The following is a 21,521-nucleotide window of genomic DNA, read 5'->3' on the forward strand; positions in this document are numbered from 1 at the left end:
ATATGATCTCCACTAAAATATATGGAAAACTAGATAAAAGAGATTAACTTATTAAAAACCGAGCCTCGTTATTCCAACTACTTCGGCATGACTTACTCCTTCTACATTAGAAGCAATTTCTTCAAGCGTATCGGTTCCTCCTTCAGTCTCTTCTGGCATTTTAACGTAAAGAACTAGAGCTTGTAAACCAAAAGCTATGGGCTCTGTCTCTTTTCTTACTATGGAATAATTTTGAGGAAGTTTCTTAGATATTTCCTCTGCTAACTTATCTAAATTAACCTCATCACTGTCAGGAAATACTTTTAGTACTACCAAAACATCTGTCATTCTATAATCCCCTCTTAAGGTCCAGTAAAACCGCACTTAGGGCAAGTATATTCTACTCCCTGTAATCTACAGTATTTATCCCTTAATATCAAGACTTCACCACAATTCGGGCAATAAAATGCTACTCCTCTCTCTCTAGGATGTATAATTCTTCCACAACTACTGCAAACTGGAGGCTCTATTTCTTCTCTTAAACTAAGCTTGACTGACAATTTTATTTCCCTCTAAATATCAACTCTGGAGAGTTTATAAAAGTGTCAGATTACTTAGGATTTATGAAAATGGTGATAATGGTACGGAATGACATAAAAATGGGCAAAGGTAAGATTGCTGCCCAGGTTGCTCATGCAGCAGTTTCTCTAGTTTTAGATATTTTAAATTCTAATAATAATATCTGGAAATCTTGCCTTGAGGAATGGATAAACGAAGGTCAGCCTAAGATAGTTGTAAAAGTCGAAAATCTTGAGGAGCTACTGAAGAGAGCAGAACTTGCCAGGCAAAAAAATTTACCAGTAACTATAATCCAGGATGCAGGAAAAACTCAAGTTGAACCTGGGACTATAACTTGTGCGGGTATAGGTCCTTGTGAAGACTCCTTAATAGATTCAATAACCGGTGATCTAAAATTACTATAAATTCCATAGATATTGCAATAGGAATTGAAAGACATTTGCACGAATGGCCTACAATTGACGCAGAAATACCTAGACCGGAAGGTTTTAGAGTAATAGAAGAAATAAACTACAAACCATGCGTTGAATGGAAAGGAGAAAAATCTGGGAAATACGCAGTATATCTTCTAGAGAAAACCAATGTTGATCATTTTACTGCAATATATGAATTAACTAAAATTCTAAAGAGAAAAGTCAACTACATAGGAATAAAAGATACTAATGCGATCACGTCCCAAATAGTTTACACAGACTCTTCATCTACTGTACAAGAATTTGAAAGTAACGGAATTAAGCTAAAATTTCTTGGATATTCAAATCAAAAGTTCAATCATACAGGCAATATCTTCAGAATAAAACTTGTAACCTCTAAATTTGATGAAGTGGTCGAAAGGATTAAGGTAATTAATAAAGATCCTTTTATCCCAGCCTTTGTAGGCTATCAAAGGTTTGGAACTAGGAGACCTATGACTCATGTTATAGGGTATTATATTGTCAAGAAGGACTGGTATAATGCAGTAATGTCTATATTAGCTTACCCTTTTTACTCAGAGTCAGACTTAATGAAAGATTTAAGAAAAATGATAATGGAAGGAAATTACAAAGAGGCATTAAGTTTCACGCCAAGTAAATTTAAACAGGAAAGAGTACTTCTGAAGAATCTTATCAAGGATAATAATTTCTTTTTAGCATTAAAAAACTCGTTTATTCCTCTAAGTTTTTATGTTGAAGCGTATCAAAGTTATTTGTTTAACAAGCTTTTATCTAGAAAAATGAATGATATAGAGAAAAACTCTATTCTAGGTATATATTCTGATATACGCAAATGTGATGAAACATGTAAGGAAATTTATGATGAAGAAGGAATAGATCCAAGTAATTTTAAGATAAAAGAATTGAAAATAAATAAGCCACAACTGGTTAGAAAAGCGTTTACGGAAGTAAGAAGCCTAAAAGCTGATGAAAAAAATAATGAAATATCTTTTGCATTAGATAGGGGAATGTATGCTACAGTCTTTCTAGTTGAACTATTAAATATAGACGCAAGAAAAATAACCTAAGGAACAAGTCTTTTCTTATCCCTTGGGAATAACGAGATCTCTTTAACGTTTTGTAATCCAGTGAAAAGCATCATTAGTCTTTGTACTCCTATTCCCACACCGGCATGAGGAGGCATTCCATAATCAAACCATTTTAAGAAGAATTCAAAACTTGCTATATTTAGTCCTCTGGTCTTTAATTCTTCTTCTAGAACTTCCCTCTTGTAGTTTCTACTGCTTCCAGAGGCTATCTCAACCCATCTATAAATTAAATCAAAGCTTTCGCTTAATTCAGGATTATTACTTTTCCTTCTTGTGTAAAATGGTCTAGCAGTAGAAGGCCAATCAATTATGAAATATAAATCTTCATTTAATTTCTGGTGGAGAATTCTTTGCTCCGGTGTTCCTATATCATCTCCAAATTTTATATTAACTCCAGCGCTTTGCAATATCTCTATTGCTTCCGAATATGTTATTCTCTTAATAGGTTTTTTAATCTCTGGTAAAGTATGGTTGAGTATTTTCAATTCTTTTTGACAATTATTCCTTACTCTATTTACCATAAAGTCTAATGTATTTTCAACAATGTTCATTATATCATTATAATCTGCAAACGCTACTTCAATATCTGCACTTAAGAATTCTGATAAGTGATAAGGAGTATCAGACTCTTCAGCTCTCCACGCCGGGGCGACTTCGAACACTCTTTCAATTGTTCCTGCCAATAGTTCCTTGTAAAGCTGTGGACTTTGAGCTAAGAATGCCTCTTTGCCGAAATATATAACTGGAAATAGCTGTGCCCCTCCTTCAGTTGCAGTAGCAATTATCTTGGGTGTAAAAATTTCAACAAATTTTTGCGAGTATAGATACTCTCTAAAGGCTCTTATAGCCTCAGACTGTATTTTTATCACGGCTTCCATTTCCAACCTTCTTAGATCCAATAGCCTTTCCCTAAGTCTAGTGTCTAAATCTGCGTTAACTTTCCCAGAAACGTCTAACGGAAGAGGAGCTTTTGCTTTACTTAAAATTTCAAGTTCATTTGCATGTATTTCTACTCCGTTTGGAGCTCTCTTATCAGCTTTTACTACACCTTTAACTAAGATCACTGATTCTTGAGTTAAATCTTTACTTAATTCAAAAGCTTTCGTATTACTTTTATCAATAACTATTTGACCTAAGCCTGACCTATCTCTAAGTAATATAAATTTCTTTCCTCCTAGATCTCTTATAGTGTGAACCCAGCCTGCTACTGTAACTTCTTTCCCATCTTGTTCTGGAGATATTTCTGCTACAAAATCGGACTTAAGCATTTACTCAACCCTTATCTTAACTCTTGTATCATGAATCTTTGATAAAGCTGATTCTAAGATGTTAGAGTCAGCAGGCAATAATTTTCTTTCGCTTTTTGAAACTCTTATCACGTATTGAACAGAACCGTCTGGCAACCATACTGTATTAACCCCTAAAACTCTTGCAGGTGAAAGTAATTGTATTGCACTATTCTTAATATTGTTAGTCTTTTCTACTATCCTTACTTTCATATGAAGTTTATCTTGTAGAGCTTTAGCAACCTTTATCCACTTTTGTATTGTCATAGATGGGCCACTCCCAACTAAAAGGATTAAAAGATCATTTACCTTAATTGCCTTATAATATGTTGAGTCTTTCAATTCTTTAAACTGAGTCTCCTCTAATTCTAAAAGAGCTTGCATTACCTTTACTTCAAAACTATCTACCTCTCCACTGTCTACAAGACTCTGGCATCTATTGCAAAGCAGACCACTTTTTACGCACAAATAATCAAGGGGAATTTTCATCCAAATCCACGCTCCACTATTACCGCAATATTTATGAATCTTGTCAGATATATAAGTAGCGGGTTATATAAATGCCTATTACCGACCCTGAAAAGCTCAGAATAGTCCAAGAAAGAGTGTTCATTAAAAAAGTTTGTAGAAACTGCGGTGCTTTAAACTCAATAAGAGCTACCAAATGCAGAAGATGCCATAGTAGGAATTTAAGAATCAAAAAGAAAGAACTACCAGCTAAGAAAGCTTAAAACCGATATCCTTAAGTCTTTCTTTTATACTATCAGCATTTTCTTCAAATAATTCTATATGTTTTTCAAGGTAATCCTTGTTTATTTTTAATTTTCCTTCAGCTATATAATATAGAATGCCTTTCAGCTCATCCTCGTCTTCTTCTCTATAAGCATTAACTTTTAACAATATGTAATCTTCAAGTCTTATTACCTTAAATGTGGATTTTCCGATTTTCATTTCCTCAGCACTATTCAAGATCTCTTGCGGTACAAAGAAATCCTGAATATTATCATAAATATCAATTTGTAACTGCCCTTCTTCTACTGGAACTATTATTCTAGGTGTATCTATAGGTGTTGAACCAAAATCCCAATTTTTCTCTTCTGCCAATTCCCTATATTTTTCTCCTTCGGCTATAGCGCTTATTTCAGTAGGGAAAATATCTACATCGCTTTCAGTTCCTTTTCTCTTTAAAAGTAGGTCTACTATTGTATCTCCTATTATTACAAAATCTGATATTTTTTTCAATTCTTCTAAGACTTCTCCAACTGAGTTAAAACTTATCAATTAGCTCACAAGCTTATGATAGCAAAATCTTCTATATTTTTAACTTATCTTACCCTGTGGCTACAATGGCCTTAATCTTAAATTTAAATTTTTTAAACACCGTTAATTTTCTGGTGATTATTTGAGTACACCTAAAAGAAAGGAAGAAACTGTAGGAAAAGAAATGACTGGAGATGAAGCTTTAGCTTACGTTTTAAAAGAAATAGGTACAAAAAAAGTATTTACTACAGTTAGTCTTCCAGAAAATTTAAGAGAGAGGCTGAAAGAATACGAAATAGAGCAAGATATTTCATTAAATTCAAGAGACGCATTACTTTTAGCAGAAACTTATGCAATGGAAAATAATACTGCAGGAGTGGTAATTCAGATCCCAGGCACAGAAATACTTAACGGAATCGATGTAATCGCACAAGCTTACGCTGATTCAGTTCCACTTTTAATTATAGGTAGTTTAAGATCGTATAGAGACGTAGGTAGAGCTAGAATAGGAGAACTAAGAACTCCAGATGATCTAAGCTCTACCTTAGCTCCAATTACCAAATTGAGAGAAAGAGCAATAAGTATCGAGGAAATAACGGTAACTGTGGAGAAGGCAAATAAAGAGGCTTTAAGCAATAGACCAAGGCCGGCCTTCGTTGAAATAGCAGAAGACCTTTTTAAGATGAAGGCTTACCCACTGTCTCCTGCAGAACAAAAGCCTGAAAAGAGAACACCAGATAAGAATACTGTAGCAAAAGTAGCAGAGGTTTTATCAAACTCTAAGCTTCCAGTAATAGTCTCTGGATATGGCGTTATAACTAGCGGGGCTTATAACGAATTAATGGAGCTCGCGGAATTACTTGATGCACCAGTAATTACTACAATAAAAGGCAAAGGAAGTTTTCCAGCATCTCACCAACTTTTTGTCGGCGAAGGATTAGGTATAATAGGGACTGATATAGGCAATAAGCTTCTAGCAGAAGCCGATTCAATACTTTTCTTAGGTACTAGATTAACTCAATTGTCCACAGGAGGGTGGTCAATGAAATTCAAGGGATTTACAATGCATAATAATATTGATGGCGAAGATATAGGAAAAGTAATAATGCCCCATTTACCCATAGTGGCAGACACTGGTCTATTTCTAAAAGAGCTACTCGTATTACTAAAGCAGAAGATTAAAGATAAAATTGATAGAGGTATTAGGTACGAAATACTTAGATCTAAAAAGGAACCTGAATTAAGAGCTCATAGCGGATTATGGCCTTGGGATGTAGTTAAGACGCTAATGGACTTCAAGTTTAGTAAAATCTTTGTAGACTTGTCTGCAGTGACTTTCGACATGATAAGGTATCCTGTTGATAAACCAGTGTGGTTCACTTCAGAAAGTATTATTTCCAAAGGTTTAGGAATAGCAGGAGTTATACAATCTAAGGATAAAAACGCTTTAGGAGTAACAGACTTACCTTCAATTACTAGAAACTTAGGATTATTACAATCAAAGAAAGATGAAGCTAAAGGAACATTAATAATATTTAATGACAAAGCTTCCACATACCTTGATACTACGGCCTCTGATGCACCTACAATAAAAAGAAGTTGGTCTTCGATTAACATAGATTTAAAATTCTTAGGCGCAATTGACGTAAATTCTACTGTCGAATTAAAAGAAGCGTTGAATAATAATGAAGGAGATAATAAACTTAGGATTATAAATGTAAATATTGATCCGCAATACGACTCAGCCGTTCTTATAAGGATGTGAAATTAATAATATTTAATTGATAGTACTTTTTATAGTTTATACACAATTATATTTATTATAATAATATCTTTTTAAATGAAAATACGCTAACCCACTTTATGAATGATAAAGTATTGTTCGTATTCATGACCGGAAGAGAAAATTTTGCTAAATTATTAGCAAACATTGGCATGGCAACTAAAATGAAAACTGCGGATCCGCAACTTACCGTAGAGCTTATCTTTCTTACGCCTGCAGTAGAAACTTTAAACAAGAGGCAAGTAATGTTTAAGCCAGTGTTAGAAGCAATAAAAGAAGCAAAGAAAGCTGGCATTAAAATAGTGGCATGTGAAGTAGCTATGGCCAATGTAGGTTTGCAAAAAGAAGATATTGAAGACGGATTAGTAGATGAATTTGCGCCAGTAGGAGGCCTTTATGTTTTACAAAAAATAAAAGAAGGCTATGAAGTTCTAACAATATGAGGCCATTGATAAGTACTAATAGGCTAAGGTTAATTTTATCATAATTTTCTATTATTTATTATTATTATGTTAAATATCTTTTTATTAGACTTCAAATCTAATACATTAATATGTGATATTTAACTCTAAACTGAGAATAAAGTTAGAACACAAGTATTACACTTGATAGAATTTGGTTATTCTCAGTTCTTATAGATAGTAATATATATTATCTTAGAAATTAAAAGCCTTAGTATATATTTACATTTTCTTAAATAAAATTTCATTAAATTTCTGATATTCTCTTGCTTTCCTAAGTTTAGGTTTAATTGATCTAAATATAAAACATTCTCGTACATTAATTTGCAATCACATTCTAAAAAGTTAGCTTTTTAAGGTTCTAAATATAAAACCTCAAATATGGAGTACTTAGTAGGCAATAGAATAACAGAGCTCAGAGAAAAGAAAGGATTAAGTATATCTCAACTTGCTAAACTATCTGGAATTTCAAAGTCCACATTATGGGAGATAGAGAATAATAAGATAAGCCCAACAATTTCTACACTTTGGAGTATAGCAAATGCCTTAGGAGTTCCATTTAGCGAGCTCATAACATACGATATTATAATAAAAGATGAAGGATCTGAGGTTCGTTTAATAGAACGAGAAGGTAATAGGGAAGTTTATATAATGAAATTAATCTCTAGAACTGTTAAACGTTCTGAAGCGCACAAGACAGCCCCGGTTGAAATAGTCCATGTAATTAAGGGTGCCATGATAGTTGGACCAGTTGAAAGTCCAAGGTTTGTCTGGGAAGGAAGAGTTACTAAGTTCTACGGCGGAATAGATCACGTTTATATAGCCTTAGGTGGTGATGCTGAAGCAATAGTTACAATGATATATTACCAACAAAATGCTAATAATTTTAATAGAAAAATTTATATTAATAATAAAGATATAAAAATAGAAAAATATAGAGATCTAATTGAAGATTATGAAAGAATAGGAAATGAAACATTAGCTAATGCCATTTCGGCAATAAGCAATTATAGCATACTCGACGATACTCGATTAGTATTTGATATACTTTCTGCCGAATTTAAAACGTTACGTGGTAACTTAACATTACCTAAAGCTGTTTTTGAATCAATGAATAAAGTAAGTAATTCCGAAATAACTAAAACTACAGATTTTGAACATAATATAGACGTTTTAAGATACTACATTTATGAACCTCTTCATCCAAGCTATGCCGAACAAGCAGTATACGTTGCCTACGAATTAGAGAAAAGAAAAATTAGAAATATTGTTAGTATAGGCTGTGGTCCTGCGTATCATGAGAGAATATTAAAGGAAATTATACTCGATTTAAATATAACTTGTATCGAAAATTCTCGATTTTTCAAGGAATTGTCGCCATTTAATGTAATTGAGTCAGTACCCAATGATTCTGAGGCTGTTGTATCTTTTGAACCTTCTCACCATATAGACAATTTTCTTGAAATAGCTGCAGAAAAACTTAGAAAGAAAGGAATTCTAATAGTATCAGATGAGTTCATAAAAGATTATTCAACAGAAAAAGAAAGGAAAATAAATGTAATAAGACATCATTTAGGGTATTTATTGGACATAAAATTACCTAAGTTTAGGGATAGCCTCCTCTCATCTTATCATACAGCTAAAAATCTTGACCTCTCGCTAAGTATACTATCTAAAACATATTTGGAAATCATGAATGAAATTAAAGATGAGGTAACTACTAAAGATATTGAAAAAGCCTTTCTTAACTTTTATTATTTAGAATTAACATCCCTAATGCTTGGAATTGCTTATATAGAAGAGAGAAAGACCTCAGTAAAGAAGTTTGTTTCAAAGGCTTCAACACTGGGTTTAAAACTAGTTTCTCATTACAAGGTTTACTCTACCGGAGAAGGAAAGATGGGAAGTGGAACTCACGTTCTAGTTTTCGTTAAGGTGTAAAAAATGAAAGGAAAAAATTTTGGAGTTTTAGAGATGATAATAACTACCGCTATATGGGGAAGTATTCCAATTCTTGCCATATTTTCTGATTTACCATCGCTAGTCTTTGTATTCTTTAGAGTGTTTATTACAAGCATATTTCTTTTACTAGTAATTAGAAAAAGGGTAAACTTACGTAATCTTATTAATAAATATGTTATCTTATCTGGAATATTTTTAGCACTGAATTGGATTTTGTTATTCTATGCAGTGACAATTATTCAAGTATCAGAGGCCATTTTGCTTTATTACTCTGGTCCAATATTTGCAATCCTTATCATGCATTTTCTAGGAGAAAGAATAGGCATAAATAGATCTATCTCTATAATAATTGCCTTTACTGGAATTTTTATAATAATTAATCCAACGACACTTAACATTAGTATTGGTACCTTAATTGCATTAGCTAGTGGAATTTTTTATGGACTCTTAGCCGTTGCTAGCAAAATGGCTACTGGAATAGTAAATTCTAAAGAGCTAGTGTTTTATCAGACGATAATATCTACAATCATCACTTCACCTTTCCTTTTAATACTAAGATTCAATTTAACATTAAATAATATAGTAATAGTTACCATAGCGGCGTTAGTAAATACTTTATTAGCTTTGTTCCTATGGTATGATGCACTTACTAAAATAAGTGTTCAATTATCGTCAATTCTAAGCTATCTAGATCCAGTATTTGCGATGTTATTTGCGTTCCTATTTTTACATCAAATACCGACTTTAATATCATTAATAGGTGGAATATTAATAATAATTAGCGGAATATTTTCAGTTATAATAGAATCTAGAAACATAAAAAGGTAATTCTTAGTAACCTCACCTAAATCAGCGCTGCATATTTAACGTCTATTGTTATATGAGTTAAATTTACAAATGCAATAAATGAATGAAAGATATTATAACCTCAAAGTGGGCCCGCTGGGATTTGAACCCAGGATTACTGCCGCGTCAGGGCAGCGTCCTATCCAGGCTAGACGACGGGCCCTTTACAAGATATTAAAGGCTATTTTGGTTTAAAAAATTAAATCCGTCTTGTAACATCTTATACGACTCTTAAGCTATCGAGTATTGCAGGAGTGTAGATGTTTGCTCCTTTAATTCCAAGTCTTTCCTTCTCTTTAGGATTATCTATAAGTCTCTTAAAGGCCATCATTGAATTATATTCTCCATGATCTAGAATAATATTTTTAGGCTTAGGAGTTAAGTCGTGTAAGAACTTTAGTAGTTGTCTCCTATCTGAGTGCCCTGAGAAACCATCAACTACTTTTACCTCCATATTAATTTGTATGTTTTCTACTCTTCCATCTCTTCCGATTATTTGTACTTCTTTTGCTCCATCCCTTACTTTTCTACCCAAAGTTCCTTCCGCCTGATAGCTTACAAATACTATGGAATTCTTTGGATCTGGAGCCATAGCTTTAAAGAACTCCACTGCAGGTCCGCCGTTAAGCATACCAGATGTTGCTAAAATAATGGAAGGTTCTCCTTGTGCAATATCTTCCCTATATCCTTCTATCCTCTTAAATTGATCCGAAACGAACGGATTCTCATCTCTATAAAGTATTGCGTCTCTAACTTCTCTACTTAACCACTCTGGATAAGCAGTGTGTATTGCAGTAACCTCATCGAATAATCCAGTCACATATACTGGAACTTCTGGTATTAATTTGTTCTTTAATGCGTTATTTATTACTAGCATCATTTCTTGACCTCTTCCTACTGCTAAGACTGGAATAAGGACTTTGCCTCCTCTGTTTATTGTATTATTTATAATATCTATCAGTTGTTTTTCAGATTCCTCCCTACTAGTTTGCTCTTGAGCACCGTAAGTTGTCTCCATAATCAGTGTATCAACCTTAGGGAATTCGCTAGTAGCCCTATCTAATAGCCTAGTTTTTGCATACTTGAAGTCTCCAGTGTATACAATGTTATGAGTTCCTTCGCCTATATGCAAATGAACCATCGCTGAGCCTAAAATGTGCCCAGCATTATAGAATGTTAACCTTATATCTGGTGCAATGTCAGTAACTTCCTCGTAATCTAATGTTATTGTATGAAGAAGCTCTTTCCTCACTTCTTTTGCACTGTAAGGTAAAGGTCTTCCGTCTTTCTCTGCAACGTCCAATAAGTCTAATTGCATTAAAGCCATAACATCCCTAGTTGGCGGAGTTGTATAAACCGGACCTTCATACCCGTACTTAAATAGATAGGGAACCATACCGCAGTGATCTAAATGTGCATGAGTTATTACTACAGCGTCTAAGTCTTCTAATCTAAGCTGGTCTATATCTAATTTAGGAAACATCCTTTCTCCGAAATTGACGCTTGGATTTACTCCAGTATCAAGTAAAACTCTACTCTCTGGAGTCTCTACTAATATTGCTGATCTGCCTATTTCTTGAAAAGCGCCTAATGCTGTAATTCTAACATATCTATCCTTAAATAATACTTCTCTATGTATTCTATCTCCAAAAGTCTTCAAGATTTTCGCTCTATATTCCGTTTCATTATATATGTGAGTTATGACATTTTCTATAGTCTTAGATTTTATTGGTGGTTCTCTAATTATTTCTGGTTTCCAGAAAGTTTCAAGGAATATTCTTTGCTGTATTAAACCTCCTTTTCCTATTACTAATCCAGGTTTCTTAGCTTTTATTAATACTTCTCCTAAGTCTTCGTCGAACTTTATGTCAGTTATTTCTGCTTCTTTCGGTACAATGTTCTTTATTATTTCTATTGCCTCCTTTTCATCTTTTCTCACGCTTTTATCGGCCTTTACAACAATTCTTTTCTTTATTTCTTTGGCTATTTTCTTTATAATATCACCACCATTAGTTAGAAAATTTGGATTTTTTACATATACGGCTATTTCTGGTCCTTCAAACTCTATTCTAGTTATTCCTGCATCTTTTGGAATTCCATTATATATTGCACCTAAAATTTCAAGTCTACTTGTCACTTAACTCACCAAGAAGGAGACTAACAACTAACATACTCACTTTTTAATATTTAAAACTTTACATTACCATATGGAAATGCGAGAGCATATAATCAGCTTACCAGAAAGAATTTTTATCGGTAATGGGATAATATCTCGGATTGACGAATACTTCTCTGAGTTAGGACTTACTGGTCCTTTCCTCATAGTTACAGGCAGTAACGTAAGAAGGCTAATAGTTAGTAAAATACTAGATAAAATACCTGCTGATGTAATAGAAGTTCAAGAAGCAAACCTTGATGAAGTTAGAAAAGTTGAGGAATTTGCTAAAAAACATGAGAGTAACGTAATATTGGGAGTTGGCGGAGGAAAAGCAATAGATGTAGCGAAATTCTCAGCATTCGAATTAAATAAAAGGTTTGTGAGTATACCAACTGCTCCTTCCCATGACGGCATCACATCGCCTTTTGCTGCAATAAAAGGTCTAGGAAAACCTATATCGATGAAAGCTAAAGAACCTACAGCAATAATAGCGGATATTGACGTGCTAAGCTCTGCACCTAGGAGGCTAATTAACGCTGGCATAGGAGATACTGTCGGAAAAATAGTTGCAGTAAGGGATTGGAGACTGGCCGCTAAATTAAGAGGGGAATATTATGGCGATTATACTGCCTCTTTAGCTTTACTCTCGGCTAGGCACGCGTTAAACTGTACTAAGATTATAAATAAAGACCTTAAATATGGTGTAAGGCTTTTAGTGGAAGCATTAATAAGCAGTGGAGTAGCGATGGGTATGGCCGGAAGTACAAGACCCGCAAGTGGTTCAGAGCATTTATTTGCCCATGCAGTAGAGATGCTTTATCCGGAAGGACCACTTCATGGCGAATTAGTAGGAGTAGGCACAATAATGATGGCATACATTCATGGCATAAAATGGAAAGAGATAAGAAAAGCGTTAATTAGAATAGGTGCACCAGTTACTGCAAAGCAATTAGGGGTACCAAATGAAATAATAATAAAGGCATTAACTATTGCTCACACTATTCGCCCAGAAAGATATACTATACTTGGAGATAGAGGATTAACTTGGGCATCTGCTGAAAAAGTTGCAAGAAACACCGGAGTTATTACTTAAAAGTCTCCTTATTATAGTTCTCTACAAAGCTTACTACACTTTCGGGAAGCACGAAAGTTATGATGTCTTTAGCTAAGACGTACTTTCTGGTCTGCAAATCTTCTAACAGAAAGTAATCCTTTGGGACTTCGAATTTTACACTCTTCTTATCTTCTGTAAGCTCAAATGTCATTTTATTATTTTCACCAAACCACCTTTCAACTAATGCTTGGATTTTTTCCTTCTCGTCCTTAAGTACTTTAACTACTTTCACATTGTAAATTATAGTCTTTCCAGCATATGGATGATTCAAATCAAGTATTACTCTTCCTCCACTTACACTTTTTACTGTAGCATATCCACCTTCTGCTAATCTTATTACCATGTTAGGCCTAGGATTAATACCTTGTCTCTTCAATTCTCCTAAAGATACTAATTTAACCTTTGAAGGATCTCTTTCTCCATAAGCCTTTGACGGAGGAATTTCTATCTCCTTTTGCTCTCCTTCATTAAAGTTCCTTAATGCCTCTTCCAATCCTTCTAGAACTCTGTGCTCCCCTATTATTACTAGGAGTGGTTTGTATTTCTTCTCTGGATCATAAATGTTTGCCTTTTTTGCTTCCTCCTCTATTGTTGTATCAATTACTTCTCCTGTATCTTTAATTTTACTAACATAATCTATATACACGAAATCGTTATCCTTAAACATTCAGATCTAGAGAGAGTTAAGATTATAGACTTTAAACTTATTGTTCTTTCACGTTCGATATCACTTAACTTTTTTACGTAAAACAAGATTTTCTCATATGGACTATAAAATTAAGGACATAAAACTCGCTGAACAAGGCAGAAAACAAATAGAATGGGCAGAAATGCATATGCCCGCATTAATGAGCGTAAGAAAAGAGCTAAAGGAAAGACAAAGCCTTAAGGGAGTAAGAATTTCAGCTGTGCTCCACGTAACTAAAGAGACAGCCGCACTTGTAAGAACATTAAAAGAGGCTGGAGCAGAAGTCGCGCTTGCAGGAAGTAATCCATTATCTACTCAAGACGATGTTGCTGCTGCGTTAGTTGAAGATGGGATAAAAGTTTTTGCTTGGAAAGGAGAAAGTGAAGAAGATTATTATTCAAATATAAAAGAAATATTGAAATATGAACCTAACATTGTAATGGACGACGGAGGTGACTTACATGCTTATATTCATGAAAAATGCCAGTCTCTAAAGATAATAGGAGGTACGGAGGAAACAACCACCGGAGTTATTAGATTAAAGGCTATGGAGGAATCTAAAGTATTAAAATATCCAGTTATTGCTGTAAATAATGCGTTTACAAAGTATCTGTTTGATAATAGGATCGGAACAGGGCAAAGCGCAATAGACGGAATTCTAAGAGCTACAAATATATTAATTGCTGGAAAAGTTGCAGTAGTTGTAGGCTATGGCTGGGTAGGAAGAGGGATAGCTACCAGATTAAGGGGTATGGGAGCCCGAGTCATAGTCGTTGAAGCCTCACCTTTAAGAGCATTAGAGGCAGTAATGGATGGATTCGATGTAATGCCAATGAGCAAAGCCGCGGAAGTAGGAGAAATATTTGTTACAGCTACTGGCAATATAAATGTAATTAGCAAAGAACATATATTAAAAATGAAGAATGGAGCAGTATTAGCTAATGCCGGTCATTTTAATGTTGAAATAGATGTTAAAGGCTTAAAAGAAATTGCAAAATCTGTTAGGAACATAAGACCTTACTTAGATGAATATGAATTACCTAACGGTAACAAAGTGTATTTAGTAGCAGATGGTAGATTGGTTAATCTTGCTGCAGCCGAAGGCCATCCAAGCGAAGTAATGGATTTAAGCTTCTCAAATCAAGCACTTTCGGTAGAATATATTTATAATAATAGAGATAAACTTGAGATAAAAGTATACAATGTTCCTCAAGAAATAGATGAGAAAGTTGCACTACTGAAATTAAAAGGAATGGGAATAGAAATAGAGCAACTGACAGAAGAACAAAAGGAGTATATGAAGCAATGGAAATATGGTACATAATTTTTTTCGTAAGTCTTAAAAAGGATTGTTTATTAAAAAGAAAATAGTGGGCCCGTAGCTCAGCTAGGTAGAGCGCTCGGCTCATAGCTCGGTGAGAGACCGAGTGGTCGAGGGTTCAAATCCCTCCGGGCCCATAAGGGTCTGGTAAGCGCTCCCAGACCCACATTAAGGTAAGTTTCGATTATCTTATCTAAGGGGCCAACGTAACGCTCTCTTACGTTACCTTCTTTGTCCTTCTCTATTAAGTAAACATAATACTTCTTCCCTCTTTGACGAATCTTTATACCACCAAATGTGAAAACTTTATTACCCATAACCTTATTGCAACATGGAGAGCTTTTAGAGCTATTGAGTACTGCATATAAACACACTGAATTCAAATATTATAATTTCTCCGAAAATTTCATTAACTAGAAATATTTATTTTCATTTCATTTATTATATAATATATAAAACTCCTAGTGTTCATTTTTTGTATCTTTCGTGCTAATTAATTTTACTCTTATCATTCCAGTTGTTGCGCTGACATCAGCCTTTAAATTACTTACCTCTAGCATTCCATCTATTAGGCTTTTTATGAAATCTATTATTTTACCTTGAAAATAAGGAGAAAAACTTTCAATATATTTGCCATTATAATCAACATTTACGTCTCCTATAAAGCTTAGAAAGAAACGCAAAATTGATAAAAATGACACTTCAACATTATTCATTAATTGACCTACGTAACTCATTAAACTTTTACCTAACTCTTTCCATTTTTCTAGACTCATCTGTGAGTCTTTTAAGAACTCAAAAGGAACAAGAATCATAAATCCTTTATAATTATTCATTAGTTTGGACAAGAGTATAAACGTACTTATCTCGTTTTTAATATCTACTCCGTTCTTCTCCATCTGTATTGATGCAGCTAGTAGGTCATTTGTATAATTATATATTGAAGAGCCATTTAATTCCGTTAATCTTCTTATTTCATCATAAATATCCTTTCTCATAAAACAAGGTTGGCGTTTACCATTATTTTCATTTTCCATATTAATAGTGATGTATACAGTTGTATATAAAATCAGTGGCTGCCCACTTACATCACTGTTCTGTTATCTTTGGGTCATCATCTGTTAGTCTTATTTCCATTTATAGCTTAAATTATTAAGTGTTATTTGCAGGAGTTGACCCAGGGAGTGAAAGTTACGCAGTAACTTTCGTAGATGAGATAGGAAGAATAGTTGAGTATTACGAAATACCTACTGACTTAATTATTCACGATTCCATGAGATTAGTTAAGTTAATAAGAGACAAAAGACCTAGCACTATCGCGTTACCTTCTGGTCACGGGTTGCCTTTCGTTAGAGCTTCTAGAATAGGTGAGAGGGAAATTTTTCTATTAACACTTGCAGATCCTCAAAAGGAGGGTCCACTTAGGAGTTTTTTAAGAACAATAATACCGGAAGAGAATGCTTTTACTATACCTTCAGTAATAGAACTTGAGAGCGTGCCAGAATATAGGAAGATAAATAAGATAGATATGGGTACAGCAGATAAAGTTGCTTCTGCATTCTTTTATAGGACTATTTTTGACAGTTTTGTATTAATTGAAATGGGTAGACATTTCTCATCAATCATAGTAGTTAAAAATGGTAAAATAATAGACGGATTTGGAGGAACTGAAATACCAGGTTTAATTTCACCTGGATGCGTTGATGGAGAAGTTGCCTACTTACTTTGTAAGTATTCAAGGATAACTAAGGATACTATATATACTCAAGGAGAGGAAAAGAGATCCTTAGAGATTTTAAGGATGATCTCGGAATGGTATAGTGAAAAACTAGATTTACCAATAATAGTCTCTGGAAAAGCTAAGGATAAAATTGATTTCGGAATCAAATTCGAGATAAAATACAAGGAAGCTTCTGTAGGTGCAGCGTTTATAGCAAATGCAATAGGTGGAGGAATTTTTAGAAAGTACATTGATATGCTTAATAGCTCCGGTACAGCATTAGATTATGTAAGGTTAAAGGGATGGGAAGAGATTACTTCCTTGATAAAGACATAATCAAGGATAAAAACGACAATCTTTACGTAGTTATTACCAATTATAATCCCCCGGGATACGTATTTGCATATATAAAATATGTGTATACAGGAGGAGGACTTTGGAAAGGTTACGAAAGAGTTTTTAAAAAATATGGAGTAAAAAATTTGATAAAGATTAAACAAAATTTCGAATACGAACCTTGTTACGGATCCACGTTTCCTGTGCTTAAAATATCAGAAATTAAAAATCATTTTAAGCCTGAGGATAAAATTAAGGAGATAATTCATAAGCCTGCAAATAAGCTGGAAGAAACTGTAATAAATATGTTAGCTGAAATGGAAGTAAACTTGCCTTTAGATAAGATTGGAGTAACTGGTTCATTGCTTGCAGGAATATCTCATGAGAACTCTGATGTTGATCTAGTAATTTATGGTAAAAAATACGCCGAGGATTTCGTTAATACTTTTCGAGGCTTCGAAGAGGATAAAGATTGGATAATTGAAACTTCTGAGAATTATTCTCTACCGATAGAAGTAGTTAAAACAATATATAGTAAGAAAACTAGAGGAAAATACAAGGGAGTAAAATATTCATTCCTCTTTGTAGATGATCATCCTTGGAAATACAATGAAAAAGTGTGTATAGAAGTAAATCCTTTAAAAGCAATTGGAGAAAATGTTAGCGATTATAGAGCTTTATTTTATCCATCAATTTCTACTCTTTATTCCCAAGGTAAAACGTTTAATATAGTATCGTATGAAGGAATTTACAGCTTGGCTCTCTATTATAGCAAGAAAATAGAGGCTTTTGGAATGCTAATGAAATGCGAAGACGAATTAGAAATCGTAATAGGTGATAAAAAAATTGGAGGATATATTAGACCAATTATGTAGTGAAGTAGCATATATCCTATCGTCTTCATCTATTATAGAAGCTTCAGTATTTAAGCCAGGTAACGCTTCGAGGATACAAGATATTAAAAGCGTAAAGTATGAGGATATTCTACTTTCAGCAAATCTTGCTAATGCCTATTATAGAAAGGCCTGTATTAGAGGATATAATTCTTCTAGACCGTTATACGACCTGCTTTACCTTACTATAAAAGAAAGTAAGAAGATGGAGGTAAATTATTCAATTCTAGGTACACAGCTACTATTACTTCCTATCTCTTATTCATCACTCCTAGCTGATAATGTGGATAATTTAAGGAGAAAACTTAGCGAACTCATAATTTCTTTGGATGTTGAAGACACCAAATGGTTTTTTGAAGCTCTAAAACAAGTAGAATTGAGTTATTTAGGTAAAATTGACGTCATGGATTATAGGGAAACAACAAATAAAACCATGTATGAGGTTTTAGTATTTTCATCGAATATGGATACTATAGCTAGAAATATGATAAGAAACTATGAGTATTCCTATATTGCATATAAAATAATAAAAGACAGCGAAAGTCTTGAAAAAGGAATACAGAAAGCTTTCATAGAAATTTTATCAGAGCAACCGGATGGATTAATATACCGAAAGTATGGCGGAAAGATTGCTTTGCTTATTTCTCACTTGGCAAGAGAAGTGAAGGGAGATTTTACTGAGAAAAAACTTTTGGATTTCAATAATTTTCTAGTTAAGAATAATTATAATCCAGGATCTACGGCAGATATTATAGCCTCTGGTGTTGCATTATATTTACTTGATAAGTGGTATGAAAAAACTCGCAATGATTACCCGCTTCCCTTGCCAAGAGGATGCAGTAGAATATATAAATAATAATTTTGACGGAGTGATAGGTTTAGGAGATGTAGAATGTCCTCAATATCTTAATAACTTTCACGGAATTTTAGGTGAAATGGAAAGCGTTTATATCATGAAATACCTTAAAAAAACTGAGAGACTAATAACAAAGGAATTCTTAGGTCTCTCAACGGATTTTTCAACTGAAATTAGTATAACTCATTTCCCTCCTAAAGGATTTAAGTCCGGAATAATTATAAACGTCGAAATAGGAAAGAAGGAAATTTCTGCAAAGATACTCTCAAGTAAGACTAAAATTGTAATACACGGCCATTCAGAAAACCAAACTATAGTGAACTCTCACGGATTTCAAGTAATCTCTATAGGTGCCTTCGAAAAAGGGTATCTTGCAATTTATTATCCGGAAGAAAAGAAGATTCAGTTAAGTAAGATAAGTAGCCATTAAGTACGCGTCTTCTCCGTCAGCGTAATAATGTTTTAATACCTTGATTTTCATGAACCCAAGTTTTTCATAAACTGAAATAGCTGGATAATTGCTTACCCTAACTTCTAAGTAAACTTCTTCAGCACCATAATCTTCTTTCATACTTTTCATCGAAGCTTTAAGAAGAGCAGTACCTATTCCCCTATTTCTATAAGCCTCCAAAACTGCTATAGAAACTACGTGGCCTTTCTTAACTAATGAAGGCAAATTCTTCAAATTACTGAAGCCCAACTCTATTCTAGGCATTATATATCCTACAACGTCACCGTTAACTTCTGCCACATAAAACGCCTTTCCGTAATCTTTAATATGATCAACAAAAAAGTAATAAGGATAATTTTCAGGCAAGGATAATCTATTAATCATTATTATATCGTCTATATCATCCATTCTAACATTTCTAATAAGAAATGAGTTTGTAGATTTATTGCTTGTTGCTTGCTCCATGCTATAATATTTTTATTAAGAAGTTTATATACATGTTTGAACCTATTTATGACTCATCCATCGAAGAGAATAATAGGCGAAATTAGCGATGAACTAAAAGGTAAAAAGGTACTATTAGGAGTATCAGCCAGTGTTTCCTTATACAAGTCCCTTGACCTTGCTAGAGATCTAATGAGAAGAGGAGCAGAAATAAAGGTAATGATGACTCCATCAGCATCTAAACTAATCTCCCCAGAAATGTTTACCTGGGCTACTGGAAATAAAACAGTTGTAAAAATAGGAGGGAAATTAGAACATGTACAGTTAGCTGAGGAATTCGACGTAATGATAATTGCACCTTCAACCATGAACATTGTAACAAAGTTAGCTTACGGTATTACAGATAATAATTTAGTTCTAACCGCAATAAATTTTCTTCAATTAAATAAAAAGGTAATACTAGTTCCTGCAATGCATTTACAAATGTGGAACTCGCCCCAACTCCAGAGCGCTATAGAAATCTTAAGGAAAAATAATAATGTGGAAATTATAGAGCCTAAATTAGTAAATAATCTAGCCCATTACCCAGACATTGAATATCTAACCTCAAGGATTACCTCTTATATCTTAAGAGAGAAGGATCTTAAAGGTTTAAAAATTGTAGTTACAGCAGGACCTACTAGAGAATACATGGATCCAGTAAGGTTTATAACAAATCCAAGTAGTGGAACTATGGGCGTATCAATAGCTAACGAAGCTTACTTCAGAGGAGCAGATGTGATTTTAGTTCATGGCCCAATTAGCTCTCATTTACATCCTTATTCTCCGACTATCGAGGTCGAGACTACAGAAGATATGCTAAAAAATGTTGTAAACCTCGTTGAAAAAGAAAAGTTTAATATAGTAATATTAGCTGGAGCTCCTGCAGACTATAAGTTTAAGGTAATAAGAGGAGAAAAAATTGATAGCCACACTGAAGTGCCCAAAGTAGAGTTAGAAAAAACACCTAAAATTTCAGAATATATTAGGGGAAAGGCTTTCGTAGTAGGATTCTCTGCGGAAACTGTAAATAATGATGACGAACTCATAGAAAAAGCTAAAATAAAGAAGGAAAGGCATGGATTTAACATGATAGTTGCAAATAACGTAAAAAGAAAGGATATAGGTTTTTCATCTGAATATAATGAGGTAATTGTTATTACTAATAGTGAAATTATAAAGATACCTAAAAGTTATAAAACAATTATAGCTAGAAAATTGCTAGATATCGTAAGAGAAGAGTTTATAAAATCTAAAGTATAATGTTGTTTTGGCTCAGGTAGCTCAGCCAGGGAGAGCGCTGGGCTGTGGACCCAGTGGTCCCGGGTTCAAATCCCGGCCTGAGCCCTTATTTTACGTTCTTCTTTTATAGAAGTTTTACAAAGTCTGAAAACTCGTCTTCACGATAAACATTAGACTACATATACCAAAGAACACGATTAAATTTTTATTACTGAATATTATTGAGCAATCTTTGCTATTAGCTTTCAACTCCACGACTGAGTAGGGGAATAGCCCCGCGCTTAAAAGCTTATATGACAAGTAGAGGACATGGATTAAATATGGGTTATAGGGTTTTCTCAGTCAGGCAATATAAGATTCGTCAAAGAGGGAAGAAGTATTATGTTTACTCCATAGAGAAGGATAAAGAAGGTAACGTAAGAGAGCGTTACATTGGCCCATTAGATAAGATAGTGGAAATAACATTGGGGTTTTAGGGGTGTCCCTTTAACACAGTGGGGCTGGCGGGATTTGAACCCGCGACCACCAGGGCCCAAGCCTGGCATCCTAGTCCTGGCTAGACTACAGCCCCATTTTTTACA

The 21,521-nt window shown here is 33.9% G+C and carries 24 protein-coding genes, 4 tRNA genes and 1 pseudogene; 17 read left to right on the top strand and 12 right to left on the bottom strand.

Annotation, left to right across the window (positions count from 1 at the left end):
* Nucleotides 1-51 precede the first annotated feature (51 nt).
* On the bottom strand, nt 52-327 hold the full coding sequence (locus D1866_RS10860; RefSeq protein ID WP_013775432.1) for an elongation factor 1-beta: 276 nt from the start codon (nt 325-327) through the stop codon (nt 52-54).
* Nucleotides 328-341: 14 nt separating this feature from the next.
* Nucleotides 342-539, bottom strand: coding sequence for a zinc finger domain-containing protein (locus tag D1866_RS10865; protein ID WP_013775433.1), 198 nt, complete (start codon nt 537-539; stop codon nt 342-344).
* 63 nt (nt 540-602) lie between these two features.
* On the opposite strand from D1866_RS10865, the gene pth2 reads away from it, so the two are divergent.
* Nucleotides 603-962 carry a peptidyl-tRNA hydrolase Pth2 gene (gene pth2 / locus D1866_RS10870; protein WP_152941348.1) on the top strand — a complete coding sequence of 120 codons (360 nt, stop codon included), beginning with the start codon at nt 603-605 and terminating at the stop codon, nt 960-962.
* Entirely contained in the window at nt 953-2,059 is a 1,107-nt protein-coding gene (gene truD / locus D1866_RS10875; RefSeq protein WP_155861160.1) for a tRNA pseudouridine(13) synthase TruD, read from the top strand. The genes pth2 and truD overlap by 10 nt, the downstream gene beginning before the upstream one ends.
* Here the strand turns inward: truD and aspS are convergent.
* Both aspS and D1866_RS10885 read right to left on the bottom strand, forming a co-directional pair.
* Nucleotides 2,056-3,348, bottom strand: coding sequence for an aspartate--tRNA(Asn) ligase (aspS, locus tag D1866_RS10880; protein ID WP_152939855.1), 1,293 nt, complete (start codon nt 3,346-3,348; stop codon nt 2,056-2,058). The two genes, truD and aspS, sit on opposite strands and share 4 nt — an antisense overlap.
* Nucleotides 3,349-3,855: a transcription elongation factor NusA gene (locus tag D1866_RS10885; protein WP_013775436.1), complete on the bottom strand. Its 507-nt coding sequence runs from the start codon at nt 3,853-3,855 to the stop codon at nt 3,349-3,351. It abuts the gene before it with no gap.
* A gap of 71 nt (nt 3,856-3,926) precedes the next feature.
* Here D1866_RS10885 and D1866_RS10890 point away from each other — a divergent pair, with 71 nt between their 5' ends.
* On the top strand, nt 3,927-4,097 hold the full coding sequence (locus D1866_RS10890; RefSeq protein WP_013775437.1) for a 50S ribosomal protein L40e: 171 nt from the start codon (nt 3,927-3,929) through the stop codon (nt 4,095-4,097).
* Here D1866_RS10890 and D1866_RS10895 read toward each other — a convergent pair.
* The gene (locus tag D1866_RS10895) at nt 4,084-4,647 is read right to left on the bottom strand and encodes a nucleotidyltransferase (RefSeq protein ID WP_013775438.1); all 564 of its coding nucleotides are present in this window, start codon (nt 4,645-4,647) and stop codon (nt 4,084-4,086) included. The two genes, D1866_RS10890 and D1866_RS10895, sit on opposite strands and share 14 nt — an antisense overlap.
* Before the next feature lie 121 nt (nt 4,648-4,768).
* On the opposite strand from D1866_RS10895, the gene D1866_RS10900 reads away from it, so the two are divergent.
* The 4 genes from D1866_RS10900 (at nt 4,769) to D1866_RS10915 (ending at nt 9,660) form a co-directional block, all read left to right on the top strand.
* Entirely contained in the window at nt 4,769-6,391 is a 1,623-nt protein-coding gene (locus D1866_RS10900; RefSeq protein WP_152939857.1) for a thiamine pyrophosphate-binding protein, read from the top strand.
* Between the two features lie 98 nt (nt 6,392-6,489).
* Nucleotides 6,490-6,852 carry a DsrE family protein gene (locus D1866_RS10905; RefSeq protein WP_152939860.1) on the top strand — a complete coding sequence of 121 codons (363 nt, stop codon included), beginning with the start codon at nt 6,490-6,492 and terminating at the stop codon, nt 6,850-6,852.
* Between the two features lie 399 nt (nt 6,853-7,251).
* Nucleotides 7,252-8,811, top strand: a complete 1,560-nt coding sequence (locus D1866_RS10910) for a helix-turn-helix domain-containing protein (protein WP_152939862.1) — start codon at nt 7,252-7,254, stop codon at nt 8,809-8,811.
* A gap of 3 nt (nt 8,812-8,814) precedes the next feature.
* Complete coding sequence (locus tag D1866_RS10915; RefSeq protein WP_152939864.1) at nt 8,815-9,660, top strand: DMT family transporter; 846 nt, start codon at nt 8,815-8,817, stop codon at nt 9,658-9,660.
* Between the two features lie 106 nt (nt 9,661-9,766).
* Here D1866_RS10915 and D1866_RS10920 read toward each other — a convergent pair.
* Nucleotides 9,767-9,841: transfer RNA gene (locus D1866_RS10920), tRNA-Val, on the bottom strand.
* A gap of 57 nt (nt 9,842-9,898) precedes the next feature.
* Nucleotides 9,899-11,815 (bottom strand): beta-CASP ribonuclease aCPSF1, encoded by a 1,917-nt coding sequence (locus D1866_RS10925; protein ID WP_155861161.1) that lies wholly within the window; start codon nt 11,813-11,815, stop codon nt 9,899-9,901.
* Between the two features lie 70 nt (nt 11,816-11,885).
* Between D1866_RS10925 and D1866_RS10930 the strand changes: the two genes are divergently transcribed.
* Complete coding sequence (locus D1866_RS10930; protein WP_152939866.1) at nt 11,886-12,929, top strand: NAD(P)-dependent glycerol-1-phosphate dehydrogenase; 1,044 nt, start codon at nt 11,886-11,888, stop codon at nt 12,927-12,929.
* On the opposite strand, the gene D1866_RS10935 is transcribed toward D1866_RS10930, so the two are convergent.
* Nucleotides 12,922-13,617: a peptidylprolyl isomerase gene (locus D1866_RS10935; protein WP_152939868.1), complete on the bottom strand. Its 696-nt coding sequence runs from the start codon at nt 13,615-13,617 to the stop codon at nt 12,922-12,924. The two genes, D1866_RS10930 and D1866_RS10935, sit on opposite strands and share 8 nt — an antisense overlap.
* Before the next feature lie 97 nt (nt 13,618-13,714).
* Here D1866_RS10935 and ahcY point away from each other — a divergent pair, with 97 nt between their 5' ends.
* Both ahcY and D1866_RS10945 read left to right on the top strand, forming a co-directional pair.
* Complete coding sequence (ahcY, locus tag D1866_RS10940; RefSeq protein ID WP_152939870.1) at nt 13,715-14,962, top strand: adenosylhomocysteinase; 1,248 nt, start codon at nt 13,715-13,717, stop codon at nt 14,960-14,962.
* A gap of 48 nt (nt 14,963-15,010) precedes the next feature.
* Nucleotides 15,011-15,096, top strand: a tRNA-Ile gene (locus D1866_RS10945).
* A 51-nt stretch (nt 15,097-15,147) separates the two neighbouring features.
* On the opposite strand, the pseudogene D1866_RS10950 reads toward D1866_RS10945, so the two are convergent.
* Together D1866_RS10950 and D1866_RS10955 are read right to left on the bottom strand one after the other, a co-directional pair.
* Nucleotides 15,148-15,276 (bottom strand): annotated as a pseudogene (locus D1866_RS10950) (putative integrase); the annotation flags it as partial.
* Nucleotides 15,277-15,420: 144 nt separating this feature from the next.
* Nucleotides 15,421-15,996, bottom strand: a complete 576-nt coding sequence (locus D1866_RS10955; RefSeq protein WP_152939872.1) for a hypothetical protein — start codon at nt 15,994-15,996, stop codon at nt 15,421-15,423.
* Between the two features lie 119 nt (nt 15,997-16,115).
* Between D1866_RS10955 and D1866_RS10960 the strand changes: the two genes are divergently transcribed.
* The 4 genes from D1866_RS10960 to D1866_RS10975 are packed head-to-tail and all read left to right on the top strand — an operon-like array spanning nt 16,116 to nt 19,194.
* Nucleotides 16,116-17,015 (top strand): DUF1464 family protein, encoded by a 900-nt coding sequence (locus tag D1866_RS10960; RefSeq protein ID WP_155861162.1) that lies wholly within the window; start codon nt 16,116-16,118, stop codon nt 17,013-17,015.
* Entirely contained in the window at nt 16,982-17,890 is a 909-nt protein-coding gene (locus D1866_RS10965; protein WP_152939874.1) for a nucleotidyltransferase domain-containing protein, read from the top strand. The genes D1866_RS10960 and D1866_RS10965 overlap by 34 nt, the downstream gene beginning before the upstream one ends.
* Complete coding sequence (locus D1866_RS10970; protein WP_152939876.1) at nt 17,862-18,764, top strand: triphosphoribosyl-dephospho-CoA synthase; 903 nt, start codon at nt 17,862-17,864, stop codon at nt 18,762-18,764. Before D1866_RS10965 ends, D1866_RS10970 begins: the two co-directional genes overlap by 29 nt.
* On the top strand, nt 18,715-19,194 hold the full coding sequence (locus D1866_RS10975; protein WP_231136327.1) for a hypothetical protein: 480 nt from the start codon (nt 18,715-18,717) through the stop codon (nt 19,192-19,194). Before D1866_RS10970 ends, D1866_RS10975 begins: the two co-directional genes overlap by 50 nt.
* Here D1866_RS10975 and rimI read toward each other — a convergent pair.
* The gene (rimI, locus tag D1866_RS10980) at nt 19,171-19,680 is read right to left on the bottom strand and encodes a ribosomal protein S18-alanine N-acetyltransferase (RefSeq protein ID WP_013775450.1); all 510 of its coding nucleotides are present in this window, start codon (nt 19,678-19,680) and stop codon (nt 19,171-19,173) included. The two genes, D1866_RS10975 and rimI, sit on opposite strands and share 24 nt — an antisense overlap.
* A 36-nt stretch (nt 19,681-19,716) precedes the next feature.
* On the opposite strand from rimI, the gene coaBC reads away from it, so the two are divergent.
* From coaBC to D1866_RS10995, 3 genes are all read left to right on the top strand, one after another.
* A complete protein-coding gene (gene coaBC, locus D1866_RS10985) occupies nt 19,717-20,961 on the top strand; it encodes a bifunctional phosphopantothenoylcysteine decarboxylase/phosphopantothenate--cysteine ligase CoaBC (RefSeq protein WP_196773431.1) in 1,245 nt (414 codons plus the stop codon).
* A 10-nt stretch (nt 20,962-20,971) separates the two neighbouring features.
* Nucleotides 20,972-21,045, top strand: a tRNA-His gene (locus D1866_RS10990).
* A gap of 215 nt (nt 21,046-21,260) precedes the next feature.
* On the top strand, nt 21,261-21,416 hold the full coding sequence (locus D1866_RS10995; protein ID WP_152939878.1) for a putative integrase: 156 nt from the start codon (nt 21,261-21,263) through the stop codon (nt 21,414-21,416).
* Between the two features lie 19 nt (nt 21,417-21,435).
* On the opposite strand, the gene D1866_RS11000 is transcribed toward D1866_RS10995, so the two are convergent.
* Nucleotides 21,436-21,511: transfer RNA gene (locus D1866_RS11000), tRNA-Pro, on the bottom strand.
* Nucleotides 21,512-21,521: the final 10 nt, after the last annotated feature.

It is taken from the genome of Acidianus ambivalens, assembly GCF_009729015.1.
GTDB lineage: Archaea > Thermoproteota > Thermoprotei_A > Sulfolobales > Sulfolobaceae > Acidianus > Acidianus ambivalens.